General features: G+C 72.2%; 22 protein-coding genes. 13 read left to right on the forward strand and 9 right to left on the reverse strand.

The window, feature by feature from the left end; translation table 11 throughout:
- The first annotated feature begins 50 nt into the window (after positions 1 to 50).
- From ACFYU0_RS25775 to ACFYU0_RS25785, 3 genes are all read left to right on the forward strand, one after another.
- Positions 51 to 1,172, forward strand: coding sequence for a pectinesterase family protein (locus tag ACFYU0_RS25775; RefSeq protein ID WP_351669214.1), 1,122 nt, complete (start codon positions 51 to 53; stop codon positions 1,170 to 1,172).
- A gap of 123 nt (positions 1,173 to 1,295) precedes the next feature.
- A complete protein-coding gene (locus ACFYU0_RS25780) occupies positions 1,296 to 2,093 on the forward strand; it encodes an HAD family acid phosphatase (protein WP_389304429.1) in 798 nt (265 codons plus the stop codon).
- Positions 2,094 to 2,298: 205 nt separating this feature from the next.
- Positions 2,299 to 3,750: an NCS2 family permease gene (locus ACFYU0_RS25785; RefSeq protein ID WP_389304431.1), complete on the forward strand. Its 1,452-nt coding sequence runs from the start codon at positions 2,299 to 2,301 to the stop codon at positions 3,748 to 3,750.
- A 61-nt stretch (positions 3,751 to 3,811) separates the two neighbouring features.
- Here the strand turns inward: ACFYU0_RS25785 and ACFYU0_RS25790 are convergent, their stop codons facing one another.
- The 4 genes from ACFYU0_RS25790 to ACFYU0_RS25805 all read right to left on the reverse strand — a co-directional run bounded on the left by ACFYU0_RS25790 (position 3,812) and on the right by ACFYU0_RS25805 (position 8,152).
- Entirely contained in the window at positions 3,812 to 5,263 is a 1,452-nt protein-coding gene (locus ACFYU0_RS25790) for a peptidoglycan D,D-transpeptidase FtsI family protein (protein ID WP_389304433.1), read from the reverse strand.
- 54 nt (positions 5,264 to 5,317) lie between these two features.
- Positions 5,318 to 5,977, reverse strand: a complete 660-nt coding sequence (locus tag ACFYU0_RS25795; RefSeq protein ID WP_351669206.1) for a response regulator transcription factor — start codon at positions 5,975 to 5,977, stop codon at positions 5,318 to 5,320.
- Complete coding sequence (locus tag ACFYU0_RS25800; protein ID WP_389304436.1) at positions 5,974 to 7,287, reverse strand: sensor histidine kinase; 1,314 nt, start codon at positions 7,285 to 7,287, stop codon at positions 5,974 to 5,976. Before ACFYU0_RS25800 ends, ACFYU0_RS25795 begins: the two co-directional genes overlap by 4 nt.
- 94 nt (positions 7,288 to 7,381) lie before the next feature.
- Positions 7,382 to 8,152: an IclR family transcriptional regulator gene (locus tag ACFYU0_RS25805; protein WP_351669202.1), complete on the reverse strand. Its 771-nt coding sequence runs from the start codon at positions 8,150 to 8,152 to the stop codon at positions 7,382 to 7,384.
- 130 nt (positions 8,153 to 8,282) lie between these two features.
- Here ACFYU0_RS25805 and ACFYU0_RS25810 point away from each other — a divergent pair, with 130 nt between their 5' ends.
- From ACFYU0_RS25810 to ACFYU0_RS25830, 5 genes are all read left to right on the forward strand, one after another.
- Entirely contained in the window at positions 8,283 to 9,812 is a 1,530-nt protein-coding gene (locus tag ACFYU0_RS25810) for an aldehyde dehydrogenase (NADP(+)) (RefSeq protein WP_389304438.1), read from the forward strand.
- Between the two features lie 45 nt (positions 9,813 to 9,857).
- On the forward strand, positions 9,858 to 10,466 hold the full coding sequence (locus tag ACFYU0_RS25815; RefSeq protein ID WP_389304440.1) for a DUF1349 domain-containing protein: 609 nt from the start codon (positions 9,858 to 9,860) through the stop codon (positions 10,464 to 10,466).
- A gap of 60 nt (positions 10,467 to 10,526) precedes the next feature.
- Positions 10,527 to 11,030 (forward strand): GNAT family N-acetyltransferase, encoded by a 504-nt coding sequence (locus ACFYU0_RS25820; RefSeq protein WP_389304442.1) that lies wholly within the window; start codon positions 10,527 to 10,529, stop codon positions 11,028 to 11,030.
- A 77-nt stretch (positions 11,031 to 11,107) separates the two neighbouring features.
- The gene (locus ACFYU0_RS25825) at positions 11,108 to 11,824 is read left to right on the forward strand and encodes a DsbA family oxidoreductase (protein WP_389304444.1); all 717 of its coding nucleotides are present in this window, start codon (positions 11,108 to 11,110) and stop codon (positions 11,822 to 11,824) included.
- Between the two features lie 97 nt (positions 11,825 to 11,921).
- The gene (locus ACFYU0_RS25830; protein WP_389304446.1) at positions 11,922 to 12,983 is read left to right on the forward strand and encodes an aminotransferase class V-fold PLP-dependent enzyme; all 1,062 of its coding nucleotides are present in this window, start codon (positions 11,922 to 11,924) and stop codon (positions 12,981 to 12,983) included.
- Between the two features lie 313 nt (positions 12,984 to 13,296).
- Here the strand turns inward: ACFYU0_RS25830 and thpD are convergent, their stop codons facing one another.
- The 5 genes from thpD to ACFYU0_RS25855 all read right to left on the reverse strand — a co-directional run bounded on the left by thpD (position 13,297) and on the right by ACFYU0_RS25855 (position 17,878).
- Complete coding sequence (gene thpD / locus ACFYU0_RS25835) at positions 13,297 to 14,184, reverse strand: ectoine hydroxylase (protein ID WP_389304448.1); 888 nt, start codon at positions 14,182 to 14,184, stop codon at positions 13,297 to 13,299.
- 5 nt (positions 14,185 to 14,189) lie between these two features.
- Positions 14,190 to 14,594, reverse strand: coding sequence for an ectoine synthase (locus ACFYU0_RS25840; RefSeq protein ID WP_351669188.1), 405 nt, complete (start codon positions 14,592 to 14,594; stop codon positions 14,190 to 14,192).
- A 68-nt stretch (positions 14,595 to 14,662) separates the two neighbouring features.
- Positions 14,663 to 15,934 carry a diaminobutyrate--2-oxoglutarate transaminase gene (gene ectB, locus ACFYU0_RS25845; RefSeq protein WP_351669186.1) on the reverse strand — a complete coding sequence of 424 codons (1,272 nt, stop codon included), beginning with the start codon at positions 15,932 to 15,934 and terminating at the stop codon, positions 14,663 to 14,665.
- Positions 15,935 to 15,947: 13 nt separating this feature from the next.
- Entirely contained in the window at positions 15,948 to 16,466 is a 519-nt protein-coding gene (gene ectA, locus ACFYU0_RS25850; RefSeq protein WP_389304451.1) for a diaminobutyrate acetyltransferase, read from the reverse strand.
- A gap of 311 nt (positions 16,467 to 16,777) precedes the next feature.
- Positions 16,778 to 17,878: an aminotransferase class V-fold PLP-dependent enzyme gene (locus ACFYU0_RS25855; RefSeq protein WP_351669182.1), complete on the reverse strand. Its 1,101-nt coding sequence runs from the start codon at positions 17,876 to 17,878 to the stop codon at positions 16,778 to 16,780.
- 195 nt (positions 17,879 to 18,073) lie between these two features.
- Between ACFYU0_RS25855 and ACFYU0_RS25860 the strand changes: the two genes are divergently transcribed.
- From ACFYU0_RS25860 to ACFYU0_RS25880, 5 genes are all read left to right on the forward strand, one after another.
- A complete protein-coding gene (locus tag ACFYU0_RS25860) occupies positions 18,074 to 18,916 on the forward strand; it encodes a transporter substrate-binding domain-containing protein (protein ID WP_351669180.1) in 843 nt (280 codons plus the stop codon).
- The gene (locus ACFYU0_RS25865) at positions 18,913 to 19,746 is read left to right on the forward strand and encodes an amino acid ABC transporter permease (protein WP_351669178.1); all 834 of its coding nucleotides are present in this window, start codon (positions 18,913 to 18,915) and stop codon (positions 19,744 to 19,746) included. Before ACFYU0_RS25860 ends, ACFYU0_RS25865 begins: the two co-directional genes overlap by 4 nt.
- Positions 19,743 to 20,537: an amino acid ABC transporter ATP-binding protein gene (locus ACFYU0_RS25870; RefSeq protein ID WP_351669176.1), complete on the forward strand. Its 795-nt coding sequence runs from the start codon at positions 19,743 to 19,745 to the stop codon at positions 20,535 to 20,537. Before ACFYU0_RS25865 ends, ACFYU0_RS25870 begins: the two co-directional genes overlap by 4 nt.
- A gap of 70 nt (positions 20,538 to 20,607) precedes the next feature.
- The gene (locus ACFYU0_RS25875; protein ID WP_389304455.1) at positions 20,608 to 21,699 is read left to right on the forward strand and encodes an amidohydrolase family protein; all 1,092 of its coding nucleotides are present in this window, start codon (positions 20,608 to 20,610) and stop codon (positions 21,697 to 21,699) included.
- A 169-nt stretch (positions 21,700 to 21,868) separates the two neighbouring features.
- A complete protein-coding gene (locus ACFYU0_RS25880) occupies positions 21,869 to 22,777 on the forward strand; it encodes an SCO1860 family LAETG-anchored protein (protein WP_389304457.1) in 909 nt (302 codons plus the stop codon).
- The last annotated feature ends 35 nt before the right edge of the window (positions 22,778 to 22,812 follow it).

A 22,812-nucleotide genomic window follows, 5' to 3' on the forward strand; every position in this document is an offset into this window, starting at 1 on the left:
GGCCGGCGCCACGGACACCCTCACCCGCCGCACCGCGAAGGAACACGCCCATGCCCTCGCCCCACCCACCCCTGTCCAGGCGCGGCCTCCTCGTCGCGGGCGCCACGGCCGCCGCCGCGTTCGGCCTCGCCTCCGCGCCCGCCCGGGCCGCCGCCCGGCCCGGCCCGTTCGGCCGCCACGGATCGCCGGCCCGCCGCAGCACCCCGGGGACGCTGTACGTCGACCCCCACGGCCGGGGCGACTTCAGCTCCGTCCAGGCCGCCGTCACCGCGGCCACCGGCACCGGCCGCACCCTGGTCATCGCCCCGGGCACCTACCGGGAGACGGTCCTCGTCGACGCCGGCCGTACCGGCATGACCTGGATCGGCGCCTCCGGGGACCCCCGGGACACGGTGATCGTGTACGACAACGCGGCCGGCACCCCCAAGCCCGGCGGCGGCACCTACGGCACCACCGGCTCGGCCACCACCACCGTGCAGGCCGACGGCTTCACCGCCCGCTGGATCACCTTCGCCAACGACTGGCTGCGCGCCGATCACCCGGACGTCACCGGCACCCAGGCCGTCGCCCTCAAGGCGCAGGGCGACCGGGGCGCCTTCCTGCACTGCCGCTTCCTCGGCCACCAGGACACCCTGTACGCCGACACCATGGCCCTCGGCGCCTTCGCCCGCCAGTACTACGCGCACTGCCACGTCGAGGGCGACGTCGACTTCGTCTTCGGGCGGGCCACCGCGGTCTGGGAGCACTGCCACTTCCGCACCCTCGACCGGACGGACCTGGCCGCCGCCCCCTACGGTTTCGTCTTCGCGCCCTCCACGGCCGCCGCCGACCCGCACGGCCACCTGGTGATCCGCGGCCGGGTCAGCAGCGAGGCCCCGGACGCGTACTACAAGCTGGCCCGCCCCTGGGTGCCCAGTTCGGACACCACCGCCCGCCCGATGCTGACCGTCCGCGACACCTGGCTCGGCCCCGGCATCGACGCGGTCACCCCCTACACGGACATGTCGGCCTCCCACCCCTGGCAGGCCCAGCGGTTCGCCGAGTACCGGAACACCGGCCCCGGCGCCGTCGTCACCGTCCCCGAGAACCGGCCGCAACTGACCGCCGCGCAGGCGGCGTCGGCGACCCGGGAGGCCCATCTCGGCGACTGGGCCCCCTGGCAGGAGTGCTGACGGCACGTCCGGCCGGTCCGGCGGGCATGTGAGGGCACGCGAGGGCCTTTTCGCCCGATGGCTTGATATCGATCGGGCAAAGGTCCTCGCGCTACCCCTGGTGACGCGCGTAGAAAACCTGTCATGCGTAAATCACTGCGGATCGCGGCGGCCACCGCCGCCTGTGCCCTCGCCGGCGGCGCCCTGTACGGCGCCGGCGCGGCCACCGCCGGTCAGTCGACGGCGAACTCCACCCACGAGCCCTACAACATCGGGCTCCTGGTGAAGGACATCGACACCTACTACGGCACCACCGCCGACAGCGCCGGCGTCTACCAGGCGTCCCCGGTCAGCCCGTACGCCAAGGACCTGGCGCGCATCGACGCCGACGCCCGGAGCTACATCGACAAGGCGGCCCGCAAGGCCCACCACCACGGCGAGAAGCCGGCCGTCGTCTTCGACATCGACGACACCCTGCTGCTCAGCCTCGACTACGAGAAGCGCTACAACTACACGTACAACTCCACCACGTGGAACGACTACGTGAACCGCGCCGACCGCCCGGCCGTCTTCGGCAGCCCGGAGCTGGTGCGCTACGCCGAGTCCAAGGGCGTGGAGGTCTTCTACAACTCCGGTCTCAGCGAGGCGCAGCGCGCCGGCGCCGTGGAGAACCTGAAGAAGGTCGGCGCCGACGTCAACCTCGACGCCGGCCACATGTTCCTCAAGGACAAGGCCAACCCCCCGGCCTACCTGAGCGACTGCGCCACGCCGGGCACCTGGAACTGCACGACCGTGCAGTACAAGTCCGGCACCCGCGAGCACATCGAGGACGACCTCGGGTACGACGTCATCGCCAACTTCGGCGACCAGTACTCGGACCTGGACGGCGGCCACGCCGACCGCACCTACAAGCTGCCCAACCCGACGTACTTCGTGTCCTGATCCGTTCCGGACGGCCGTACGCCCCGGTGGCGGTTCGTGACGAAGGCCCCGCCGGCCAGCTCCGGCGGGGCCTTCGTCCGTCGCGGTGACGTCCACGTCGTCGAGCTCCCATTCCGTAACACGAGGAAAACCTGAAACGGGTCCGACAGGGGAACAATCCAGCCAGCATCCACGCACCCTTGATCAGCCGACGAGGAGTACGACCATGTCCGACACGCAGAAGGCGGAGCAACGGCGCGGCACCGCACCGCCCCCGGGCAACGGCGTCGACCGGTACTTCCGAATCTCCGAACGGGGATCCACTTTCGGCCGGGAGATACGCGGCGGCTTCGCCACGTTCTTCACCATGGCCTACATCCTCGTCCTCAACCCCATCATCCTGGGCAGCGCCAAGGACAAGTTCGGCCACACCCTGGACACCGGCCAACTCGTCACCGCGACCGCCCTGGTGGCCTGTGTGATGACGATCGTGATGGGCGTCGGGGGCAACCTCCCGCTCGCCATCGCCGCGGGCCTCGGCCTCAACGCGGTCGTCGCCTTCCAGCTCGCCCCGCTGATGAGCTGGGCGGACGCCATGGGCCTGGTCGTCCTCGAAGGCGCCGTCATCTGCCTGCTGGTGCTCACCGGACTGCGCGAAGCGATCATGAACGCGATCCCGCAGCAGCTCAAGCAGGCCATCGGCGTCGGCATCGGCCTGTTCATCGCCTTCATCGGCTTCGTGGACGCCGGCTTCGTCAGCCGCATCCCGGACGCCGCGAACAGCACCGTGCCCGTGCAGCTCGGCGCGGTCGGCCGGCTGACCGGCTGGCCGGTGCTGGTCTTCTGTCTGGGCGTGCTGCTGACCATCGCGCTGCTCGCCCGGAAGGTGAAGGGCGCGATCCTCATCAGCATCGTCACCATGACGGTGGTCGCGATCGCCATCGACGCGGTCGCCGACATCAAGAGCTGGGGCCTGACCACACCGAAGGTCCCGGACGAGATCGTCGCCGCCCCGGACTTCGGCCTGGTCGGTCACTTCAGCCTGTTCGGCGGCTTCGCCGAGGCGGGCGTGCTCACCGCCGTGCTGCTGGTCTTCACCCTCATCCTGTCCGACTTCTTCGACGCCATGGGCACCATCGTGGGCATCAGCGCCGAGGCCGGACTGCTCGACGACAGGGGGCAGGTGCCCGGCATCGGCCGGGTGCTGTTCATCGACGGCGCCGCCGCCGTCGCCGGCGGGGTCGGCTCCGCCTCCTCCAACACCGCCTACATCGAGTCCGCGGCCGGCGTCGGGGAGGGCGCCCGCACCGGCTTCGCCAACCTTGTCACCGGCGGCCTGTTCGGGCTGGCGCTCTTCCTCACCCCGCTGCTGACCATCGTCCCGCTGCAGGCCGCGGCGCCCGCCCTGATCGCGGTGGGCTTCCTGATGATGACCCACGTCAAGCACATCGACTGGGACCGGTACGAGATCGCCATCCCGGCGTTCCTCACCATCGCCGCGATGCCGTTCACCTACTCCATCACCGACGGCATCGGCGCGGGCTTCCTCTCCTACGTGATCGTCAAGACCGTCCTGGGCAAGGCCCGGGAGGTCAACTGGCTGCTGTGGGGCGTCTCCGCGCTGTTCCTGGTGTACTTCGCCATCGACCCGGTGGAGCAGGTCCTGGGCGTCAAGTGAGGCGAAAGGGGGGCGGTCCCGCCGGACCGCCCCCCTCGCCCCCTCCGCTTGAGGCGCCCGCCTACTTGAGCGCCGCCTGCATCATCGCCCTGGCCACCGGCGCCGCGAGCCCGTTGCCGCTGACCTCCGAGCGGGCCGCGTCCGACTGCTCGACCATCACCGCGACGGCCACCTCCTTGCCGGTGCTGCCGGACTTGCCGTACGAGGTGAACCAGGCGTACGGCGTCTTGCTGTTGTTCTCGCCGTGCTGGGCGGTGCCCGTCTTGCCGCCGACCGTCACCCCGTCGATCCGCGCGTTCGTGCCGGTGCCGTCCTCGACCACCGTCTCCATCGCCGAGCGCAGCTGGGCGGCGGTGTCCGAACCGACGACCTGCTCGCCGTCCGCGTCGTCGTAGTCCCGCAGCACGTCGCCGTCGCCGTCGGTGATCCGCGACACCATGTGCGGCGAGACCAGCTTGCCGCCGTTCGCCATCACCGCGGACACCATCGCCATCTGCAGCGGGGTCGCGGTGACGTCGAACTGGCCGATGCCGGACAGGGCCGTCTGCGCCTCGTCCATGCCGGAGGGGTAGACGCTGGGGTACGCCCGCACCGGGACGTCCTGCTCCTCGTCGTTGAAGCCGAACTTCTCCGCCATCGCCCGCACCTTGTCCTGGCCGAGGTCGACGGCCATCTTGCCGAAGACGTTGTTGCAGGAGTAGCGCAGCGCGACCCGGATCGAGGCGTTCTCGCAGGGAGCCGACCTGTTCTCGTTGACCAGGTCCTTGGTGGTGCCCTTCAGGGTGTACGGGTCGGGGCTGTCGGTCGGGTCGTCCACGTTCTTGTAGAGCCCGTTCTCCAGCGCGGCGGCGGCCACGACCAGCTTGAACGTCGAGCCCGGCGGCAGCGGCTGGCGCAGCGCGCGGTTGACGAGAGGCTTGTCCCTGTCCGTGGTGAGCGACTTCCAGGCGGCCCCGGCGGTGTTCGCGTCGGTGAGCCGCGTCGGGTCGTACGACGGCGTCGACACCACGGCCAGGATCTTCCCGGTCTTCGGGTCGAGGGCGACCGCCGCGCCCTTGTTGCCGCCGAGCGCCCGGTACGCCGCCTTCTGCACGGCGGGGTCGATCGTCGTCAGCACGTCGCCGGGGTCGGCGCGCTTGCCGGTCACCGTGTCCAGCACGGTCTTCAGCTTGCTGTCCGTGCCGTTCAGCAGGTCCTGGTAGATGCCCTCCAACTGCGTCGGGGCGTACGCCTGCGAGGCGTAGCCCGTCACCGCCGCGTACAGCTCTCCGTCCTTGTAGGTCCGCTTGTACGCGAGGTCGCCGCCCTTCGTCCGCGCCGAGCCGGTGACGGGGCTGCCCGCCACGATGATGTTGCCCAGCGGCTGCGCGTACGTCTGGATGGCGTTCCGCCGGTTCGCCTGGTCGTCCGCGAGGGCCTTGCCGTCGTAGTACTGCACCCAGGTCGCCCTGACCAGCAGGGCGAGCACGAGCAGCAGTGTGAAGACGGACGCCCGCCTGATCGTCTTGTTCATCCCGCTCGTGATGACGACCGGGGCGGGGCAATCGTTCCCGTACGCCCGTATTTCTCATCCCGCGTTCAGAAACCCGGCCTCGTACGCGGCGATCACCGCCTGGGTCCGGTCCCGGGCGCCGGTCTTCGCCAGCACCGCCGCGACGTGCGACTTCACCGTCGCCGGCCCGACGCCGAGCCGCCGCGCCAGCTCGGCGTTGGTCAGCCCGGCGGCCAGCAGCCGCAGCGTCTCGCTCTCGCGTCCCGTGAGCCTGCTCACCCAGGCCGGGGGAGCGGACGCCCGCCGCGCGTGCCCGGCCGCCAGGGCCCGCACGGCCGCGGGGAACAGCAGGCTGTCGGTGCGCGCCACCAGCCGCACCGCCTGGACGAGCGTCTCCGCGTCGGCCCGCTTCAGCAGGAACCCGGCGGCCCCCGCGCGCAGCGCCTCGTACACGTAGGAGTCGTTCTCGAAGGTGGTCACGACCAGGATCCGGGGCGGCCCGTCGAGGCCGGCGAGGATCTGCTCGGTGGCCCGGATGCCGTCGGTCTGCGGCATGCGGACGTCCATGAGGACCACGTCGGGGCGCAGCTCCCGGACGACGGACACGGCCTCGGCGCCGGTCGCCGCCTCGCCCACCACCTCGATGCCGGCCTCGGCGGAGAGGATGGCGCGCAGCGCGGTGCGCACCATGCGCTCGTCGTCGGCGAGGACGACCCGGATGGCGGGCTGGGTCATGACGGTCCCCTCGTCTCCTCGGTCAGCGGTGCGCCCGCGTGTTCGCGGACAGGCAGCCGGACGTGCAGCCGCCAGGCGCCCCCGGCCGCCCCGGCCCGCGCCGTGCCGCCCAGCAGCCGCACCCGGTCGGCGACGCCGCGCAGCCCGTGGCCGCCGCCGGGGCGGGCCGCCGGACCGGCGCCGAGCGGGTTCTCCATGGTGATCTCCAGCCGGCCGTCCGCGGTGGCGACGCGGAGCGTGACCGGTTCGCCGGAGTGCCGCAGGGCGTTGCTCAGGCCCTCCTGCACGATCCGGTACGCCTCTCGGGAGACCAGCGGGGGCAGGGCGGCGGGGTCGGTGCCGACGGTGGCCGTCACCCGCAGTCCGGCCGCCCGGGTCCGGCGCAGCAGCCCGTCCAGGTCACCGGCGAGGGTCGGCGCGGGCGCGGTGCCGGGAGCGTCGCCGTCCCGCAGCACCCCGAGCACCGCGTCGAGTTCGCCGACCGTGCGTCGGGTGGTCTCCTCGATGGCGGCCAGCGCCTCGCGGACGAACTCCACGTCGCTGTCCAGGACCCGGCGGGCCGCGCCCGCCTGCAGGGTGACGGCGCTCAGCGCGTGTCCCACCGAGTCGTGCAGCTCGCGCGCGAGCCGGTTGCGCACGGCGAGGTCGGCGGCGCGGGCCTCGGCCGCGGCGAGCCGGTCCTCGGGCGTGGGACCGAGCAGGGCGGGCGCGCAGCGGGCGAGCAGCGCTCCGCCGCCGGCGGCGCAGGCGGCGAGGGCGGCCAGCATGGCGAGACCGGCCGGCGGGCACAGCGCCAGCGCCCACGTGTGGTCGAGGACTCCGGGCAGTTCCAGGGAGCCGCCCCGCAGCGGGACCACCAGGGGCAGCACCACGAGGGCGGCGGCGAACGGCGGCACGGCCAGCGACATCCCGGAGACGATCCCGCCGAGCCCCAGGTGCAGCGTGAACCAGGCTGCCGTACGCGTCCGTTCCGCCCGCGTGCGGGCCGGACCGTCGGCGAGGAGGCCCGCGTCCACCCCGCACAGCGCGCGCACCGCCGCCGACTCCAGTGGGCGGGTCAGCGGGAAGAGCGAGGTGGCGGCGGCGATCGGCAGCCCGACGGCGAACGAGCCCAGTTGCGCGGGCAGGGACGCGAAGACGTCGTTCACCCCGGTGAACACCGCGACGGCCACCGAGCCGGCGAGGACGTACGGCATGGCGAGCGCCCCGCCCAGGACCAGATGGATCCAGCGCCGCCGCGCCCGCCCGCCGAACAGGAACGCCGCCGCCCGCACCGGCGGGGACGGAGCGGGGGAGGACGAGGTCGGCATGGCCCAACTCTCCCGTACCGCACCGCCGTCGCGCCTCCTGCCCGACGACGATCCCGCTCCGCCGCACGGGGGAGAGCCGGCCCGCCGCGCCGGACTACAGCCGCCGGGTCGCCAGCGTCAGCCGGTCCCGCGCGTCGAACAGCGCGTCCTTGATCATCTGCTCGTGGGCGGGGGTCAGCCGGGCCACCGGCACCGAGCAGCTGATGGCGTCCCGGGCGGGGGTGCGGTACGGGACGGCCACGCCGAAGCAGCGCAGCCCCAGCGTGTTCTCCTCGCGGTCGACGGCGAAGCCCTGCTCGCGGATCTGGTGCAGCTCCCCGATCAGCTTCTCGCGGTCGGTGATGGTGTGCTCGGTGAGCGCGGGCAGGGTCTCCGGGAGCAGCTTGCGCACCTGCTCGTCGGTGTGGGTGGCGAGCAGCGCCTTGCCGAGGGAGGTGGAGTGGGCGGGCAGCCGCCGGCCGACCCGGGTGAACGGGCGCAGGTAGTGCTGCGACTGCCGGGTGGCCAGGTACACCACGTTGGTGCCGTCGAGCCGGGCCAGGTGGATGGTCTCCGTGGTGTCGTCGGAGAGGCGGTCCAGGGTCGGCCGGGCGGCCGCCACCACCTCGTCGCCGTCGATGTAGGACGTGCCGACCAGCAGCGCCCGCACCCCGATGCCGTACCGCGTCCCCGTGGCGTCCGTCTCCACCCAGCCCAGCTCCACGAGCGTGCGCAGCAGCATGTACAGGCTGGACTTGGGGTACCCCACGGCCTCCTGCACGGCCGCGAGGGAGTGCATGCCGGGCTTGCCGGCGAAGTACTCGAGCAATTCAACGGTCCGCACCGCGGACTTGACCTGGGCCCCGCCCGTCTCGCCTGCCGACATCGCCCTTGACCCCTTCGTTCGACGGGAAATAGTCTCCGAGCAGCAAATTCATCATCAGAGACAGCGTTCAGTATATCGAACGCGGCTGATGGTTACCCAGCGAATGCGGCCTTATCTGGAGGGATCCGCGGTGGCAGCAGCACCAGTCTGGAGTGTCGACCCGCGCACCGGGAAGCAGCGTGAACAGGTCGCGGTGGAGGCGACGGCCCAGGAGGTGGACGCCGCCGTCCGGGCGGCGCGCGCCGCGCGCGGCGCCCTCGCCGACCGCACCGTGCGCTCGGCCTTCCTGCGCTCGGCCGCCGCCGGCCTGGACGCGGCCGCGGACGGCCTGATCGCGACCGCCGACGCGGAGACCGCCCTCGGCCCGGTCCGCCTCACCGGGGAACTCGCGCGCACGGTGTACCAGTTGCGGGCCTTCGCCGACATCGTCGACGAGGGCGCCTTCCTCGACGTGATCATCAACCACCCCGACGACACCGCCACTCCGCCGGTCCCGGACCTGCGCCGGTACAAGGTGCCGCTGGGCGTGGTGGCCGTCTACTCCGCCTCCAACTTCCCCTTCGCCTTCTCCGTTGCCGGCGGCGACACCGCGAGCGCCCTGGCCGCGGGCTGCCCGGTGGTCGTCAAGTCCCACCCCGACCACCCGGCCCTGTCCGAGCAGGTCGCCGGGGTGCTGCGCCGGGCCGCCGCCGAACACGGCATCCCCGAGGGGGTCGTGGGCCTCGTGCACGGCTTCGAGGCCGGCGTCGAGCTGATCAAGCACCCGCTGGTCGCCGCCGCGGGCTTCACCGGTTCGGTGCGCGGCGGACGCGCCCTGTTCGACGCGGCGGCCGCGCGTCCGGTGCCGATCCCCTTCCACGGTGAGCTGGGCTCGCTGAACCCGGTCCTGGTCACCGAGGAGGCGGCGGCCGAGCGGGCCGAGGCGATCGGCTCCGGTCTCGCCGGCTCCATGACCCTCGGCGTCGGCCAGTTCTGCGTCAAGCCCGGCCTGGTGCTCGTGCCGTCCGGCGACGCCGGCGACCGGCTGCTGAAGTCCCTGGCCGACGCCGTCGGCGACACCGCCGCCGGGGTGCTGCTCGACCACCGGATGCGGGACAACTTCATCGCGGGTGTGGCCGAGCGCGCCCAGCTGCCGGGAGTGGAGGCGCCGGTCACGCCGGGCGCGGGCGACGAGCACACGGTGAGCCCGGGCTTCCTGACGGTCCCGGCGAGCGGTCTGACCGCCGAGGGCGCGTACGACCTGCTGCTGGAGGAGTGCTTCGGGCCGGTGACCGTGGTGGTCCGCTACGCCGACGACGGCGAGGCCACCGCCGTGCTGTCGCGGCTGCCGGGCAACCTCACGGCCACGGTCCACCTGTCGGCCGGGGAGGCCGCGGGCGAGGGCCGGGGCACGGAGATCCTGGCCGAGCTGACCCCGCTGGCCGGGCGCGTGCTGGTGGACGCGTGGCCGACCGGGGTGGCGGTGGCGCCGGCCCAGCACCACGGCGGCCCGTACCCCGCGACCACCTCCACCTCCACCTCCGTGGGCGGCACCGCCCTGGAGCGGTGGCTGCGGCCGGTCGCCTACCAGAACGCGCCCGAGGCCCTGCTGCCCCGCGAGCTGCGCGACGACAACCCGCTCGGGCTGCCCCGCCGGTTCAACGGCCGGCTGGAGCGCTGACCGCGGCACAGGGACGCCGGACGAGGAACCTGGGACACTCGCGCGATGGACGTAGAACTCCCCGAACTGCCCTTTCCCCTGCGGACCTACGGGCCCGGCGGCAACTGGTCCTACGAGGGGGGCGTGCTCACCGGCTGGGCCGGACCCCGGCAGGACCGGTTCGTGCCGCCCACCGGCGACGCCCTCGACCCGGCCGCCGACGCGCCCCGGCTGCTCGGGGCGCCCGAGGGCGACTTCCAGCTCATAGCCAGGGCCACCGTCGGGTTCGGCGCCTCCTTCGACGCCGGGGTCCTGTACGTCCACGTCGGCGACCGGGCCTGGGCCAAGCTCTGTCTCGAGTACTCCCCGGACGTGCCCACCGTCTGCACGGTGGTCACCCGGGGGCACTCCGACGACGCCAACTCCTTCACCGTCGACGGGAGCTCGGTGTGGCTGCGGGTCAGCCGCACCGGCCGCGCCTTCGCCTTCCACGCCTCCCGGGACGGCGGGCACTGGACCTTCGTCCGGCTCTTCACCCTGGGCGAGGAGAAGGAGTCCGGCGCGGCGCTGGTCGGCTTCATGACCCAGTCGCCGCTGGGGGAGGGCTGCGTGGTGACCTTCGACCACCTCGAGTTCCGGGCCGGCTGGCCGGACGACCTGCGCGACGGCAGCTGAGCGGGGCGGCCGGGGCGCGCCGCGCGGAACCGCGGCGCGCCCCGGCACGTCTACCACCGCATGATCGACGCGCACCGGATCCCCCGGTCCCTGATGATCAGGACCGCCCTGCCCGCCGAGGCCGAGGCCGTCGCCGACGTGATGGTGCGGGCCCGGTCCACGTACTACCCGGACGGCCTGCCGGACCCGGACACCGACTGGACCGAACGGTGGCGGCAGGCCATCGAACGGCCCGACGGCCAGGTGCTGTGCGCGGTGCGCGACGCCCGCCTGGTGGGCCTGGCCTCCTTCCGCCCGCCGGAGGGCGCACCGGCCGGCACGGTGAAACTGTTCCAGTTCCACGTGGACCCCGGTCACTGGCGCGAGGGCGTCGGCACCGCCCTGCACGCCGCCTGCGTGGAGCAGTGGCGGGCCGACGGAACCCGGACGGCCCGGCTCGAGGTGCACGTCGACAACCTCCGCGCCCAGGCCTTCTACGCCCGCCAGGGCTGGGTCGCGGACCCGGAGTGCCCCGACGACGGCCATCTGCACCTCAACCTGGTGTTCGCGGTCCCCGGGGAATGAAACCCGCTGCTTGAACGTTCACGTACGTGCGCGGGGACCGCCTCCGCCGCCGTACGAGCAGGAGAAGAGCCGAGAGCATGCGCGTCGAAATCTGGAGCGACATCGCCTGTCCCTGGTGCTACGTCGGAAAGGCCCGCTTCGAGAAGGCGCTCGCGGCCTTCCCGCACCGCGACGACGTCGAGGTGGTGCACCGCTCCTTCGAGCTGGACCCCGGCCGCGCCAAGGGCGACGTCCAGCCGGTGCTCACCATGCTCACCCGGAAGTACGGCATGAGCGAGGCGCAGGCCCAGGCCGGCGAGGACAACCTCGGCGCCCAGGCCGCCGCCGAGGGCCTGGACTACCGCGCCCGCGACCGCGACCACGGCAGCACCTTCGACATGCACCGCCTGCTGCACTTCGCCAAGACCCGGGGAAGCCAGGACGAGCTGCTGCAGATCCTCTACCGGGCCAACTTCGCCGAGGAGCGGTCCGTGTACACCGAGGGCGACGAGCGGCTGGTGGAGCTGGCCGGCGAGGCCGGGCTGGACACCGAGGCCGCCCGGAAGGTGCTCGCCGACCCGGACGCCTACGCCGACGAGGTCCGCGCCGACGAGCGCGAGGCCGCCGAGCTCGGCGCCACCGGCGTGCCCTTCTTCGTCCTCGACCGGAAGTACGGCGTCTCCGGCGCCCAGCCCGCCGAGGTCTTCACGCAGGCGCTGACCCAGGCCTGGGGCGAGCGCTCCCCGCTGAAGCCGGTCGGCCAGGACGGCGCCGAGGTCTGTGGCCCGGACGGGTGCGCGGTACCCCAGCCCTGAGAAACCGCAGGTCGGCGCGGACGTATAACGATCTCTGAGAGGATCCACGCAAAAATCCGCAATGGACTGTGACTTCATCGGGCCGCAGAGTGGTCCCATGGAGACCACGGAGACGTTCGAGAGCCTCGTCCGCGCCGAGTTCGCCCCCACGACCAGCTACCTCAACACCGCGAGCAACGGCCTGCTGCCCGCCCGTACCGTCACCGCCCTGCACCAGGCGGCGCTGCTGCGGGCCGAGGGCCGGCCGCTGCTGCCGCTCTACGACGACGTCGAGGCCTGCCGGGCCGCCTACGCCCGGCTCGCCGGCGTACCGGCCACCCGCGTCGCGGCCGGCGCCTCGGTCGCCGCGCACACCGGCGTGATCGCCGCCTCGCTCCCCGCCGGCGCCGAAGTCCTCACCGTCGAGGACGACTTCACCTCCGTGGTGAACCCCTTCCACGTCCGCGGCGACCTCAAGGTCCGCGCCGTCCCGCTGGAGCGGGTCGCCGAGTCCGTCCGCCCGGGCACCGCGCTCGTCGCGCTCAGCTCCGTCCAGTCCGCCGACGGGCGGATCGCCGACCTGGCCGCCGTGCGCGAGGCCGCCCGCGAGCACGGCGCGCGCACCTACGTGGACTGCTCCCAGTCCGCCGGCTGGCTCCCCATGGAGGCGGACGCCTTCGACTTCAGCGCCGCGGTCTCCTTCAAGTGGCTCCTCGGCCCGCACGGCGCGGCGTTCCTGGTGGTCCCGGAGGACTTCGGCGGACTGAGCCCGGTGCTGGCGGGCTGGGTCGCGGGGGAGCGGCCGTGGGACAGCTGCTACGGACCGGTCCAGGAACTGGCGCACTCCGCCCGGCAGTTCGACCTCAGCCACGCCCTGTTCACCTACGCCGGGCTGCGCCGCTCACTCGAGCTGATCGAGGAGGCCGGGCTGCCCGCCCTGCACGCGCACGCCGTGGGGCTCGCCGACCGGTTCCGGGCCGGGCTCGCCCGCCTCGGCCACGAACCGGTGCCCGCGCCCGGCTCGGCCATCGTCTCGGTGCCCGGACTCGGCGACCGCCAGCCCGGGCTGGGCGAGTCGGGCATCGTGGTGTCCGACCGCGCGGGCAATCTGCGCGCGGCCTTCCACCTCTACAACACGCCGGCGGACGTGGACCGCCTGCTGGACGCGCTGTCCCGCTGACGGCACGACCGGGCCGGGGCCTCCCGTCCCACACGAGGAGGCCCCGGCCCGGTGGTCGAGGAGCGCGGCCCGGTCTACTTCACCGAGTGAAGTCCCGCGCCCCGATGCTGTGTTCTCCGGGGGGCGACCCCCGGACCCCCGGCCGGAGGCGGCTCACCGGACGGGCGTGAAGTCCCTGGCCCCGATGCTGTGTTCTCCGGGGGGCGACCCCCGGACCCCCGGCCGGAGGCGGCTCACCGGACGGGCGTGAAGTCCCTGGCCCCGATGCTGTGTTCTCCGGGGGGCGACCCCCGGACCCCCGGCCGGAGGCGGCTCACCGGACGGGCGTGAAGTCCCTGGCCCCGATGAACTCGGGCCTGCGCACCGGTGCCGCGAACGGCTCCACCGCCTTGTTCTCCACGCTGTTGAAGACGATGAAGACGTTGCTGCGCGGGAACGGCGTGATGTTGTCGCCGGAACCGTGCATGCAGTTGCAGTCGAACCAGGTCGCCGAGCCGGCCTTGCCGGTGAACAGCCGGATGCCGTGCTCGCCGGCCAGCTTCGTCAGCGCCTCGTCGGACGGGGTGCCCGCGTCCTGCATCTGCAGCGACTTCTTGTAGTTGTCCTCGGGCGTGGCCCCCGCGCAGCCCAGGAACGTGCGGTGCGAGCCCGGCATGATCATGAGCCCGCCGTTGGTGTCGTAGTTCTCGGTCAGCGCGATCGAGACGGACACCGTGCGCATGTTCGGCAGGCCGTCCTCGGCGTGCCAGGTCTCGAAGTCCGAGTGCCAGTAGAAGCCGCTCGCGCCGAAGCCCGGCTTGACGTTGATCCGCGACTGGTGGACGTACACGTCCGAACCGAGGATCTGCCGGGCCCGGCCGACCACCCGCTCGTCGCGCACCAGCCTCGCGAACACCTCGCTGATCCGGTGCACCTCGAAGACCGAGCGGATCTCCTTGGTCTTCGGCTCGACGATCGAGCGCTCGTCGGCCCGGATCGCCGGGTCGGCGACCAGCCGGTCCAGCTCGCCGCGGTAGACCTCGACCTCGTCCGGGGTGATCAGCTGGTCGACGGCGAGGAAGCCGTCACGCTCGTACGCCTGCAGATCGGCCGTCGGGATCGGGCCGGGCGTGTCCGGGGAGCCCCAGACCACCGGGTCCTGACGGGGCACGGCCACCTCGCTGGTGCCGCGGCTGGGGTACAGGTCGGTGACAGCGGTCATGGGTGTCACACCTCCTCGGGCTCGGTGAGCAGCGGGTAGACGCCGTTCTCGTCGTGGTCCTCCCGTCCGGTCACGGGCGGGTTGAACACGCAGATGCAGTGGAAGTCCTCCTTGACGCGGAGCGTGTGCCGCTCGTGCCCGTTCAGGAGGTACATGGTGCCGGGGGTGATGGTGTACACCTCGCCGGTCTCGCGGTCGGTGAGCTCGGCCTCGCCCCGGGTGCAGACGACGGCCTCGATGTGGTTGGCGTACCACATGTTCGTCTCGGTCCCCGCGTACAGGATGGTCTCGTGCACGGAGAAGCCGACCCGCTCCTTGGCGAGGACGATGCGCTTGCTCTCCCACGTGCCGGACGCGGACTTGATGTGCCGGTCGGTGCCTTCGAGATCCTTGAACGATCGGACGATCACGGTGCTGAACTTCCTCCTGGTCGTACGGTGTGCTGTGCGTGCGGCCGGCGGGCCGTACGGAAGCGGGGTCAGACGGTCTCGCGGACCGAGCGGGAGAGGATGCTGAGACCCTCGTCCAGTTCCTCGGGGGTGATGGTGAGCGCGGGCAGGAGCTTGACGACCTCGCCCTCCGGGCCCGACGTCTCGATGAGCAGGCCCAGTTCGAAGGCGCGCCGGGCGACCCGCGAGGCGCGGTCCTTGTCGCGGAACTCAAGGCCCCACACCAGGCCGCGGCCGCGGTACTCCTTCACGTCGGCGAGGTTCTCCTCGGTGATGGAGATCAGCGCCTGCTCGACCTGCTCGCCCCGGGTGCGGGTCTGCTTCTCCATGGCGGAGCCGTCGGTCCAGTACGTCTCGAGGGCCGCGGTGGCGGTGACGAACGCCGGGTTGTTGCCGCGGAAGGTGCCGTTGTGCTCGCCCGGCTCCCAGACGTCCAGCTCGGGCTTGAACAGGCACAGCGACATCGGCAGGCCGTAGCCGCTGATCGACTTCGACACGGTGACGATGTCGGGCGTGACCCCCGCCTCCTCGAAGGAGAAGAAGGCGCCCGTGCGGCCGCAGCCCATCTGGATGTCGTCGACGATGAGCAGCATGTCCTGGCGCTCGCAGAGCTCGGCCAGCGCGCGCAGCCACTCCGGGCGCGCCACGTTGATGCCGCCCTCGCCCTGCACCGTCTCCACGATCACGGCGGCCGGCTTGTTGAGGCCGGACCCCTGGTCCTCCAGCAGCCGCTCGAACCACAGGAAGTCGGGGACCTGGCCGTCGAAGTAGTTGTCGAACGGCATGGGGGTGCCGTGCACCAGCGGGATGCCCGCGCCGGCCCGCTTGAAGGCGTTGCCGGTGACGGCGAGCGACCCCAGGGACATGCCGTGGAAGGCGTTCGTGAAGGACACGATCGCCTCCCGGCCCTTCACCTTGCGGGCGAGCTTCAGCGCCGACTCCACGGCGTTGGTGCCCGTCGGGCCCGGGAACATGACCTTGTAGGGGAGGTCGCGCGGGCGCAGCACCAGGTTCTGGAAGGTCTGCAGGAAGCTCCGCTTGGCGGTGGTCGACATGTCCAGGCCGTGGGTGACGCCGTCCCGGGACAGGTAGTCGATGAGCGCCCGTTTGAGCACCGGGTTGTTGTGGCCGTAGTTCAGTGAGCCGGCCCCGGCGAAGAAGTCGAGGTACGCGTGGCCGTCCTCGTCGTACATCCGGCTGCCCTGCGCACGGTCGAACACGGTGGGCCAGCCGCGGCAGTAGCTGCGAACCTCGGACTCGAGGGTCTCGAAGACGCTCAGGTCGGGCTGGGTGATCGTCACGGTGAATCGCTCCTCAGTGCGCGGTGGTGGGGGCCAGAGGGCCGATGCGGTACAGGACTTCGGGGTCGTGCGGGCCGTCCGGGAAGAGGTCGGCCTGGAACAGCACCTCGCGGGTCACGTCCGCGCCGTGGCGGGCCGCGAACGAGGTGAACAGCCGCTCGGAGGCGGTGTTCCCCGGGGTGATGGTGGTCTCGATGCCGGTGATCGCGCGCTCTTCGGCGAGCCGGGCGGTCAGCCCGTCGAGCAGCGCGGCGGCTATGCCGTGGCCGCGGTAGGCGGGGTCCACGGCCACCTGCCAGACGAGCAGGGTGCGGGGGTCGTCCGGCCGCACGTACCCGGTGACGAAACCGACGGGCTCGCCGTCCGCGTCGCGGGCCAGCGCCGAGGTGGCCGCGAAGTCCCGGCACCACAGCAGATAGCTGTACGAGGAGTTCAGGTCGAGGGTTTTGGATTCCTTGGCGAGCCGCCAGAGCGAGGCTCCGTCGGTCACCGCCGGTCGGTCGATCAGCAGGTCTGCTGGTGCGGCAGTCATGCGGAAAGAATTTAGCGAGACAAATTGCAGAATGCACGGCCAGGGTTGCCGTGACACGTGTCCAGCATGACTGAATGTCGGCTTTGACCCATGTCAAATCATGACAAAAGGGCTCGCTTGTGGAGTGTGTCACATACATGAAACCCGCCGGAAAACCAGCTCGTTTAGCTTCGCAAAAACCGGGCAGAAGAAGACGGGAAGCTATCGACAGGTGAATTCGCGGAAATTGTGAAAGTGATTTGAATTCCCATTCGGGCAATGAAAACGGCCCGCACGGTGCGTGCGGGCCGTCGTTTCGCGTACCTCTGTGGTCACCGCCAGGCTTCGTCGGCCGCCCGGCGGGCCGCCGCCACGTCCACCGTCAGCCCCCGCCCGGCGAGCGCCGCGCCCAGGGCCGCCAGACAGGCGTGCACGGTGTCCGGCGTCGCGTCCGGTCCGTAGTGGTTCACCCGGATCATCTCCTTGGCCAGGGCGCCGCCGCCGGCGGCCAGCGGCAGCCCCGCGTCGCTCCCCAGCGCGCTCGCCACCAGCTCCGACGCCACCGTCCCGGCGGGCGCCCGCAGGGTGGTGGCGACCGGCGCCGCGTCCTTCGCCTCGCGCACGTACGGCTCCAGGCCGCCGCCCAGCGCCGACGCCCCCGCCCGGGTGGCCCGCGCGGCCGCGGCGTGCCGCGCCATCACCGCGTCCAGGCCCGCCGACTCGATCCGCTCCAGGCACGCCTCAAGGGCCAGCATCTCCAGCTGGGCGGGAGCGTGCAGCAGCGCCTTGCGGCCGCCGTCGATCCAGCGGTCCTTCCAGTCCAGCAGCGAGAGGTAGGAGCGGCGCGGGGCGCCCGGGTTGGCCGCCATACGGGCCCACGCCCGCTCGCTCACCGAGATCGCCGACACCCCGGCCGGCCCGCCCATCGCCTTCTGGGCCCCGATCACGCACAGGTCGACGCCCCACGCGTCCGGCAGCACCGGCTCCGCGCCGACCGAGGCGACCGCGTCCAGGTAGAACAGCGCGCCGTGCTCGCGCACCGCCTCGCCGATCTCCGCGACCGGGTTGGTGTTGCCCGTCGCCGCCTCCGCGTGGACCAGCGACACGAAGTCGATCTCCGGGTGCTCGGCGAACGCCTCCCGGATCCGCTCGGCCGTCACCGCGGTGTGGAAGGGGACCTCGACGTCGTGCACCGTGGCCCCGCAGTCCCGCAGCCAGTCCCCGAAGGTCTGCCCGTACGGGCCCGTGATCACGTTCAGCGCCGTCGTGCCGGGTCCGGCCGCGGCGCGGATCGCGCCCTCCAGCGGCAGCAGCGCCTCGCCCTGGGTGATCACCACGTCCTGCCGGGTGTCCAGCAGCCGGGCCACCCGGTCCTCGATGGCGGCGAACCGCTCGGCGCTCAGCGGGGGCAGATCGAGGAGGGGGTGGGTCACGGCGCTGCTCTCTTCGCTCACGAGGGTCCACGAGGCCGGCCGGAAGCCGACGGGAACGAGGGTAACGCTCGCCCTCCGCCGCCCCGCGACCGGCGAGTTCTCAGGCCGGACGGCCCCTCGGCCATCGGTTTGATTTGAGAGACCCAAACATCTCCTTATAATCGGAACCCACGATTCCCCCCACTGGAGATCTCCATGAACACGCTCCTCCGGCGCCGGACCCGTCTTCTGGCCGCCACCACCGCCACGGCCGGGCTCGTGCTCGTGGCCGGCTGCTCCTCGGGCGACGGGGGGAAGGGCGCCACGGTCAAGGGGGTCCACCTCGTCAAGGCCGGGCAGCTCACCACCTGCACCCACCTGCCGTACCCGCCGTTCCAGTCGGAGGTGAACGGCAAGGTGCAGGGCTTCGACGTCTCCCTCGTCGACCTCGCCGCCAAGAACCTCGGCGTGAAGCAGCAGATCCTGGACACGCCGTTCGAGAACTTCAAGACCGGCGCCTTCCTCAACTCCGGGCAGTGCGACCTGGCCGCGGCCGGGATGACCATCACCGCCGAGCGCAAGAAGAACGTCGACTTCTCCGACCCGTACTTCGAGGCCACCCAGGCGGTCCTCGTGGACAGGAACAGCGGGATCAACTCGCTCGAGGACGTCAAGGCCAAGGGCAAGAAGCTCGGCGCCCAGGCGCAGACGACCGGTGAGGACTACGTGAAGGGCAAGGGCTACGACCCGATCTCCTTCGAGTCCTCCGACGCGGTCCTCAACGGCCTGCGCACCGGCCAGGTCCAGGCCGTCGTCATCGACTACCCGGTGGTCCAGGGCTGGCTGAAGGACAAGGCCAACGCCGACAAGTTCAAGGTCGTCGGCAACCTCAAGACCGGTGAGCAGTACGGCTTCACCGTCAAGAAGGGCAACACCAAGCTGCGCGAGGCCCTGAACAAGGCGATCGCCGACGCCAAGGCCGACGGCACGTACAAGAAGCTGTACGAGAAGTGGATCGGCCCGTACGACGCCTCCGCCGCCTCTCCCTCGGCCTCATGAGCGACACCGGCGTACGACTCCAGCCGAAGAAGAAGGGCCTGACCCGGCGGCAGCGCCGCAGCCTGTCCCGGGCCGTGCAGTACGCCGTGTTCGCCGCCGCCGTGATCGCGTTCGCGGTCGCGGCGGACTGGGGCCGGCTGAAGAACCAGTTCGCCCAGGGCAGCATCGCCAAGCAGATGTTCCCCGAGGTCATCACGCTGGCGCTGAAGAACACCGTGCTCTACACGCTGTCCGGCTTCGTCGTCGGACTCGTGCTCGGCATGGTCATCGCGTTGATGCGGCTGTCCTCCGTGGGCCCCTACCGCTGGGTGGCGGGCGTCTACATCGAGATCTTCCGCGGCCTGCCGGCCCTGCTGATCTTCATCTTCGTGGGCGTGGCCGTGCCGCTCGCCTTCCCGGGCACGGAGATCCCGGGCGGCACCTACGGCAAGGTCGCCCTCGCGCTGGGTCTGGTCTCCGCGGCGTACATGGCGGAGACGATCCGCGCCGGCATCCAGGCGGTGCCCAAGGGGCAGATGGAGGCGGCCCGTTCACTGGGCTTCTCGCCCACCCGGGCCATGGTCTCCATCATCGTCCCGCAGGCCTTCCGGATCATCCTGCCGCCGCTCACCAACGAACTCGTCCTGCTCTTCAAGGACTCCTCGCTGGTGCTGTTCCTCGGGGTCACCCTGGAGGAGCGGGAACTGTCCAAGTACGGCCGCGATCTGGCCAGCACCACCGCCAACTCCACGCCGATCCTGGTCGCCGGCCTGTGCTACCTGCTGGTGACCATCCCGCTCGGCTACGTCGTCCGGCGCATGGAGTCCAGGTCCCAGGAGGCGATCCGATGAGCGGCGCGGAGATCCAGGTCAAGGACCTGCACAAGTCCTTCGGCGACAACCACGTGCTGCGCGGCATCGACCTGGAGATCGGCCAGGGCGAGGTCGTCTGCGTCATCGGGCCCTCCGGCTCCGGCAAGTCCACGCTGCTGCGCTGCGTCAACCTGCTCGAGGAGCCCACCAAGGGCCAGGTCTTCGTCGGCGGCACCGAACTGACCGACCCCGACGTCGACATCGACGCCGTCCGCCGCCGCATCGGCATGGTCTTCCAGCAGTTCAACCTCTTCCCGCACCTGAACGTCACCGACAACCTCACGCTGCCGCAGCGCCGGGTCCTCGGCCGGGACAAGGCGACGGCCGCGCGGATCGCCGCGGAGAACCTGGACCGGGTCGGCCTGGCCGAGAAGGCGCGGGCCTATCCGTCCTCCCTCTCCGGCGGCCAGCAGCAGCGGGTGGCCATCGCCCGGGCCCTCGCCATGGGCCCCGAGGTCATGCTGTTCGACGAGCCGACGTCCGCGCTCGACCCCGAGCTGGTCGGGGACGTCCTCGCGGTGATGCGCCGGCTCGCCGAGGAGGGCATGACCATGATGGTCGTCACCCACGAGATGACCTTCGCGCGCGAGGTCGCCGACCGCGTCGTCTTCATGGACGGCGGGGTGATCGTCGAGGAGGGCGACCCCGGCCAGGTCATCGGCGCCCCGCGGCACGAGCGCACCCGCCACTTCCTCTCCCGCCTGCTGGACCCGGCGATGGCCGAGGTGGAGGAGGAGACCTCGGACCAGGTGGGCGAGCGCGGCGAGTAGACCGCCGGGCGCCCCCCGGCCCGCAAGCCCGGGGGGCGGCTCGCCGCGGCGGCTCACTAAGGTGCCGGGTATGAGCGATGACGCGGTGCTGCATGTGAGGGGGCGGGTCCTGGCCGGGCCCGAGGACGTGCGCGACGAGCTGTGGGTGGTCGGGGGCCGCGTGTCCTACGACCGCCCCGCCGGGGCGCGCGACGTCACCACCGTCGAGGGCTGGGCGCTGCCCGGCCTGGTCGACGCGCACTGCCACGTCGGCCTCGGCGCCGAGGGCCCGGTGGACGCCGACACCGCGGAGAAGCAGGCGCTGACCGACCGGGAACGCGGCACCCTGCTGATCCGGGACGCCGGCTCGCCCTCCGACACCCGCTGGATCGACGACCGGGAGGACCTGCCGAAGATCATCCGGGCGGGCCGGCACATCGCCCGCACCCGCCGCTACATCCGCAACTACGCGTGGGAGGTCGAGCCGGAGGACCTGGTCGCCTACGTCGCCCGGGAGGCGGAGCGCGGTGACGGCTGGGTGAAGCTGGTCGGCGACTGGATCGACCGCGACCTCGGCGACCTGTCCGCCTGCTGGCCCCGGGAGGCGGCCGAGGCCGCCATCGCCGAGGCCCACCGGCTGGGCGCCCGCGTCACCGCGCACTGCTTCGCCGAGAGCTCGCTGCGCGACCTGGTCGAGGCCGGCATCGACTGCGTCGAGCACGCCACCGGCCTGACGGACGACCTGGTCCCGCTCTTCGCCGAACGGGGCGTGGCGATCGTCCCGACCCTCGTCAACATCGCCACCTTCCCGCGGCTCGCCGCGGGCGGCGAAAGCAGGTATCCGCGCTGGTCGGCCCATATGCGCCGGTTGCACGAGCGCCGCTACGACACCGTGCGCGGCGCCCACGACGCCGGCATCCCGGTCTACGTCGGCACCGACGCCGGCGGCTCGCTGGCCCACGGTCTGGTCGCGGCCGAGGTCGCGGAACTGGTCACCGCGGGCATCCCGGCCGTCCAGGCGGTGGCGGCGGCGAGCTGGAGCGCCCGAGCCTGGCTGGGCCGCCCCGGCCTTGAGGAGGGCGCACCGGCCGACCTCGTGGTGTACGAGGCCGACCCGCGGGCGGACGTCCGGGTGCTGGCGGCCCCGCGCCGGGTGGTGCTGAACGGCCGCGTCGTGGAGTGAGGAGCGGCGGGGCCCGGGTGAGACGGGGGAACGCGTGTGCACGGTGATTCGAAGAGGTGTGCTGAAACTCCACGATGGAGTGAAGTAACGCAGGATCGCTGACCGTTCACCCACAGTGCGTACAAGGTTGACGGGTCCCAAGCAAGTTTTCTCTGGGGGTCCCACCGCCTTGAACAGCAACGACTTCCGCATGCCCGCCCGCAGGCTCGCCACAGTGGCGACGGTCACCGCGCTCGCCGCGGCGCCCGCGCTGCTGGGCGTGGGCGCCGCGCACGCCACCACCGGCCACGGTCGCGCCTCCGCCGTCGTGCTCCGCACCGGACTCGACGTGTCCCTGCTCAACAAGACCGTGAACGTCCCGCTCGCGGTCAGCCTCAACGAGGTCCAGGCGCCGCGCAGCGCCGACCGGACGGCCCTGACGGCCCGGCTGGACGGCGTGAACGGCGGCCGGCCGTTCACCGTCCTCGGCGCGGAGGCCGCCTCGGCCACGGCCACCGCGAACGGCCGGCTCGCCGAGGGCTCGGTCCGCCTCGTCCACGCCCGGCTGCACGTCCCGGGCCTGCCGCTGCTCTCCGTCGTAGAGGTCGGCACGGTCACCGCCAAGGCGACCTGCGCCGCCGGGAAGGCGCCGGTCGCCTCCGCGAACGTCCTCGGCGCCGTCACGGTCCTCGGCAAGCGCGTCTCGCTGACCGCGGGCGGCCCGACCGAGGTGAAGGTGCCCGGCGTCGGCGAGGTCCGCCTCGACCTCTCCCAGCGCCGGACGACGTCCCGCACGGCGGCCGCCACGGCACTCGAACTCAAGGTCTCCGTGAACCCGCTGAAGCTGAACGTGGCCGAGGTGAACGGCACCGTCACCCTCGCCAAGGCCACCTGCGAGACCCCCGCGCCCGCCCGGCACACGACCCCGAGCGACGCCGGCACCGCCCCCGAGGTCAAGCCCCAGGGAGCCCCGGGCGCCCAGGCCGACCTCGCGGAGACCGGCGGCGACTCCTCGACCCCGTACATCGCCGGCGGCGCCCTGGCCCTGCTGCTGCTCGGCGGCGGCGCGGTGACAGTGGCCCGGCGCCGCAGGAACTGACGGACGGCGGCGCGTTCCCGGACGCGCGGGGCCGC

It is taken from the genome of Streptomyces sp. NPDC003720, from assembly GCF_042875075.1.
Classification (GTDB): Bacteria; Actinomycetota; Actinomycetes; order Streptomycetales; family Streptomycetaceae; genus Streptomyces.